Genomic DNA, 5,017 nt, shown 5'->3' with positions numbered 1-5,017 from the left:
GGTGTCGAAAGGGAGAGCGCGCGGAGATCGTGAGGAACGAGCGATCGAGCACGGTCGACCGTCGACACCGGGTCCAAGGGGCCGGAGGCGAAGGCGCGGCAAGAAAGGCAGTCGCCCACCGGGTTTCTAACGGTGGGCGACAGCCTTGCCCGTGGGCTCCAGGCGGCGGTGCAGCAGGACCGCCAGGGAGTCGGTGAGGGCCACCGGGTCCACGGGATGGGTGACCGCCGCGTCGGCGCGGCTCCAGGTGGCCAGCCAGGCGTCCTGCGGGCGGCCGATCAGCACCAGCACCGGCGGGCAGTGGAAGATCTCGTCCTTCGCCTGGCGGCACACGCCCATTCCGCCGGCCGGGTTGGCCTCCCCGTCGAGCACCATCACGTCGATGCCGCCCTTCTCCAACTCGGTCAGCACCGCGGGCAGCGTCGCGCATTCCACGTACTGCACCGGGGGAAGATCGGCGGAGGGCCGGCGTCCGACGGCGAGCCGGACCTGCTCCCGGGTGTTCGCGTCGTCGCTGTAGACCAGCACCGTGGCGGTCGCCTGCATCGTGGCTCCTCCTCGTGAAGGATTTCTCAAGTGGCTCGGATGCTACTCCCGCCAGGGTGTTTCCGAGGAGGGGTCGCCCGATCGAAGGACACCCAACTAGGCCGTGCGGGTCGCCGAAGGTCCTTGACACACCGAAGGGGGACCCCCGGAGTCAGCGCCGGATAAGGGACCGACATAATGTCGGACGTGGCGACAGCAACAGCAGTAGAAACCGGGCACGCGCACCCGTCGGTCAACCGGCCGAACCTCACCAGCGTCGGGACCATCATCTGGCTGAGTTCCGAGCTGATGTTCTTCGCGGCCCTCTTCGCGATGTACTTCACCCTTCGGTCGGTCACTGGTGAGACCTTCTGGCGGGCCCACGCCGACGCGCTGAACGTGCCGTTCTCCGCGACGAACACGACGATCCTCGTGCTCTCCTCCTTCACTTGCCAGATGGGCGTGTTCGCCGCCGAGCGCGGTGACGTGAAGAAGCTGCGCTCGTGGTTCATCGTGACGTTCGTGATGGGCGCGATCTTCATCGGCGGGCAGATCTTCGAGTACACCAGCCTGGTCAAGAAGGACGGGATCTCGCTCAGCTCCGACCCGTACGGCTCGGTGTTCTACCTGACGACCGGGTTCCACGGGTTGCATGTGACGGGTGGTCTGATCGCGTTCCTGATGGTGCTGGGCCGCACCTACGCGGCCAAGCGGTTCACCCATCAGCAGGCCACCGCAGCCATCGTCGTGTCCTACTACTGGCACTTCGTCGATGTCGTCTGGATCGGCCTGTTCGCCACGATCTACCTGATCAAGTAGCCGGTACCGCGCGGTCGGCGTCGCGTCGCACTCCGGACGGAGGACGACGGCCCGCCGATGGCACAGCCAGAAGCATCGACACAAGAGATCCTGACACCGGGGTAATCCGTGAAAAAGCTCTCCGTACGACGGCGCCATCCGCTGGCGGCGCTTGTCGTCCTACTCTTCGCGCTCGCGGCCACCGGGGGGCTGTACGCCGCGCTCGCGCCGGCGCCCAAGGCGCAGGCTGACACCTCGCAGTCCTCCCTCGCCATCGAGGAGGGCAAGAAGCTCTACCAGGTCGGCTGCGCCAGTTGCCACGGCATGTCGGGGCAGGGAAGTTCCGACGGCCCGACCCTGGTGGGCGTCGGCTCGTCCGCGGTGGACTTCCAGGTCGGCACCGGCCGCATGCCGGCCAAGCAGCCCGGCCCGCAGATCGAGGCGAAGAAGAAAACCTACAGCCAGGGCGAGATCGACCAGCTCGCCGCGTACATCGCCTCGTTGGGCCCCGGCCCGGTGACGCCCACGAAGGACCAGTACAGTCCGGCCTCCGCCGACGTCGCCAAGGGCGGCGAGCTGTTCCGGACCAACTGCGCGCAGTGCCACAACTTCGTGGGCAAGGGTGGCGCGCTGACGCACGGCAAGTTCGCGCCGAGCCTCAAGGGCGTCTCGTCGAAGCACGTCTACGAGGCGATGCAGACCGGCCCGCAGAACATGCCGTCCTTCCCGGACAGCACGATGCCCTCCGACGCGAAGGCGAACATCATCGCGTACCTGAAGGCCGTGGACAGTGCGCAGAGCCCGAACCCCGGCGGCTTCACGCTCGGTTCCCTCGGCCCGGTGTCCGAGGGCCTGTTCGCCTGGGTCTTCGGTCTCGGCACGCTGATCGCCATCGCCATTTGGGTCGCTGCCCGGACGACTAAGGCCAAGAAATCATGAGCGACGAGACTGGATCGCACAACGACGTGCCAGAGAACCTGCCGAGCGAGCGGGGCGGCCACCACGGCGACGAGGTCGCCAAGCCCGACCCGTTCGCCAACCCCGGGCTGCCGCCCCACGAGCACCGGCGCCAGGACATCGACGAGAAGGCGGCCAGGCACTCCGAGCGAGTGGTGGCCGGCCTGTTCACGCTGTCGATGCTCGGCACCATCGCCTTCATCGCGTGCTTCGTCATCTTCCCGGTCGACAAGATCGTCTACATCTTCCCGTTCGGGCATGTCAGTGCGCTGAACTTCTCGCTCGGCCTCACCTTGGCCGTGGCGCTGTTCGGCATCGGCGCGGGCGCCGTGCACTGGGCCCGTACGCTGATGTCCGACGAGGAGATCGCCGACGACCGGCACCGTATCGACGCCGACGACGAACTGCGGGAGAACGTCCGCCAGCAGTGGATCACCGGCGCGAAGGAGAGCGGCTTCGGCCGCCGCAAGCTGATCCGCAACACCATGATGGGCGCGCTCACCATGGTGCCGCTGGCCGGCCTGGTGATCATGCGCGACCTCGGTCCGCTGCCGGAGAAGAAGCTCGACCACACCATGTGGGCCAAGGGCAAGCAGCTGATCAACACCAACACCAACCAGCCGCTGCGTCCCGAGGACGTCATCGTCGGCTCCCTGACCTTCGCCCAGCCGGACGGACTCGAAGAGAGCCAGGACGACTTCCAGGAGCAGATCGCCAAGGCGGCCCTGATGATCGTGCGGCTCAAGCCGGACGACATCAAGGACAAGCGCGAGCGCGACTGGGGCCACCAGGGCATCGTCGCCTTCTCCAAGATCTGCACCCACGTCGGCTGCCCGATCAGCCTGTACGAGCAGCAGACGCACCACGTGCTGTGCCCGTGCCACCAGTCGACGTTCGACCTCTCCGACGGCGCGCGGGTGCTCTTCGGTCCCGCGGGTCACGCGCTGCCGCAGCTCCGGATCAGCGTCAACAGTGAGGGCAACCTCATCGCCCTCGGCGACTTCGAGGAGCCCGTCGGCCCGGCATTCTGGGAGCGCTCATGAGCACCACGACCGATGATGCACCGACCCGGCGTGGCCGCCCGACGAATCCCGGTGAGCGGGTCGCGGAGTGGACCGACGGCCGGCTCGGGCTCTACAAGTTGGCCAAGTCCAACCTGCGCAAGATCTTCCCGGACCACTGGTCCTTCATGCTCGGCGAGGTCTGCCTCTACAGCTTTGTGATCCTCATCCTCACGGGTGTGTATCTGACGCTGTTCTTCCACCCGAGCATGAACGAGGTCGTGTACAACGGCCCGTACGCACCGCTCGACGGTCAGCGGATGTCGGAGGCGTTCGCCTCCACGGTGCACATCAGCTTCGAGGTCCGCGGCGGTCTGCTGATCCGGCAGATCCACCACTGGACCGCGCTGATCTTCATCGCCGCGATGGTCGTGCACATGATGCGCGTCTTCTTCACCGGCGCGTTCCGCAAGCCGCGCGAGCTGAACTGGCTCTTCGGCTGGACCCTGCTCCTCCTGGGCATGTTCACCGGCTTCACCGGTTACTCGCTCCCGGACGACCTGCTGTCCGGCACCGGTGTGCGGTTCATGGAGGGCGCGGTCCTGTCCGTGCCGATCGTCGGCACCTACCTGTCGATGTTCATGTTCGGCGGGGAGTTCCCCGGGCACGACTTCGTGGCGCGCTTCTACTCGGTGCACATCCTGCTGCTGCCGGGTCTGATGGCCGGCCTGCTGGTGGCCCACCTGATCCTGGTGTTCTTCCACAAGCACACCCAGTTCCCGGGTGCGGGCAAGACCGAGAAGAACGTGGTCGGCTCCCCGCTGCTGCCGATCTACACCGCGAAGGCGGGCGGCTTCTTCTTCCTGGTCTTCGGTGTCATCGCCGCGGTCGCCGCGGTCGCCACCATCAACCCGATCTGGTCGATCGGCCCCTACCGGCCGGACCAGGTGTCCACGGGTGCCCAACCCGACTGGTACATGGGCTTCTCCGAGGGCCTGATCCGTGTGATGCCGGGCTGGGAGATCACGGCCTGGGGCCACACGCTGGTGCTCGGCGTCTTCATCCCGCTGGTGATCTTCCCGCTGGTGATGGTGGCCATCGCGGTCTACCCGTTCATCGAGTCCTGGGTCACCGGGGACAAGAGCGAACACCACCTGCTGGACCGGCCGCGCAACCGTCCGGTGCGCACCGGGTTCGGTGTCGCCTGGCTGACCGAGTACTTCGTGCTGCTGGTCGGTGGCGGCAACGACCTGTGGGCCACGCACTTCCACCTGTCGATCAACGCGATCACCTGGTTCGTGCGGGTCAGCTTCTTCGTGGCGCCGGTGATCACGTTCTGGATCACCAAGCGGATCTGCCTCGGGCTCCAGCGGCGCGACCGGGACAAGGTGCTGCACGGGCGGGAGAGCGGCATCATCAAGCGGCTGCCGCACGGTGAGTTCATCGAGGTGCACGAGCCGCTGTCGCAGCAGCAGTTGCACGTCCTCACCGCGCACGACCAGCCGCAGCCGCTGGACCTCGGACCCGAGACCGACGAGAACGGGGTCGCCCGGAAGGTCAACCCCATCGCGAAGGTGCAGTCGAAGCTGTCCCACGGGTTCTACGGCGAGCACAGCCAGATCCCGAAGCCGACGGTCGAGGAGTACGAAGAGATCACCAGCGGCCACGGCCACCACTGAGTCGCCGCGCTGACCTCAGCAGCAGACCCGGGCCGGACCCGGCACCCGTACGAAGGG

General features: G+C 66.9%; 5 protein-coding genes. 4 read left to right on the top strand and 1 reads right to left on the bottom strand.

Features of this window, described 5'->3' with window-relative positions; genetic code table 11:
• Nucleotides 1-126: 126 nt before the first annotated feature.
• On the bottom strand, nucleotides 127-546 hold the full coding sequence (locus AC13HU_RS31820; RefSeq protein WP_483045448.1) for a hypothetical protein: 420 nt from the start codon (nucleotides 544-546) through the stop codon (nucleotides 127-129).
• A gap of 177 nt (nucleotides 547-723) precedes the next feature.
• On the opposite strand from AC13HU_RS31820, the gene ctaE reads away from it, so the two are divergent.
• The 4 genes from ctaE to qcrB all read left to right on the top strand — a co-directional run bounded on the left by ctaE (nucleotide 724) and on the right by qcrB (nucleotide 4,960).
• On the top strand, nucleotides 724-1,344 hold the full coding sequence (gene ctaE, locus AC13HU_RS31815; protein ID WP_483045447.1) for an aa3-type cytochrome oxidase subunit III: 621 nt from the start codon (nucleotides 724-726) through the stop codon (nucleotides 1,342-1,344).
• A gap of 108 nt (nucleotides 1,345-1,452) precedes the next feature.
• On the top strand, nucleotides 1,453-2,262 hold the full coding sequence (gene qcrC, locus AC13HU_RS31810) for a cytochrome bc1 complex diheme cytochrome c subunit (protein WP_483045446.1): 810 nt from the start codon (nucleotides 1,453-1,455) through the stop codon (nucleotides 2,260-2,262).
• A complete protein-coding gene (qcrA, locus tag AC13HU_RS31805) occupies nucleotides 2,259-3,323 on the top strand; it encodes a cytochrome bc1 complex Rieske iron-sulfur subunit (protein WP_483045445.1) in 1,065 nt (354 codons plus the stop codon). Before qcrC ends, qcrA begins: the two co-directional genes overlap by 4 nt.
• On the top strand, nucleotides 3,320-4,960 hold the full coding sequence (qcrB, locus tag AC13HU_RS31800; RefSeq protein WP_483045444.1) for a cytochrome bc1 complex cytochrome b subunit: 1,641 nt from the start codon (nucleotides 3,320-3,322) through the stop codon (nucleotides 4,958-4,960). Before qcrA ends, qcrB begins: the two co-directional genes overlap by 4 nt.
• Nucleotides 4,961-5,017 lie beyond the last annotated feature (57 nt).

The organism is Streptomyces sp. NH27 (genome assembly GCF_056859195.1).
This window is presented reverse-complemented; position numbering and strand designations above follow the sequence as displayed.

Coding starts and splice junctions, on each gene's coding strand:
- qcrA (WP_483045445.1), top strand. CDS start 2,259: ATGAGCGACGAGACTGGATCGCACAACGACGTGCCAGAGAACCTGCCG.
- ctaE (WP_483045447.1), top strand. CDS start 724: ATGTCGGACGTGGCGACAGCAACAGCAGTAGAAACCGGGCACGCGCAC.
- qcrB (WP_483045444.1), top strand. CDS start 3,320: ATGAGCACCACGACCGATGATGCACCGACCCGGCGTGGCCGCCCGACG.
- AC13HU_RS31820 (WP_483045448.1), bottom strand. CDS start 546: ATGCAGGCGACCGCCACGGTGCTGGTCTACAGCGACGACGCGAACACC.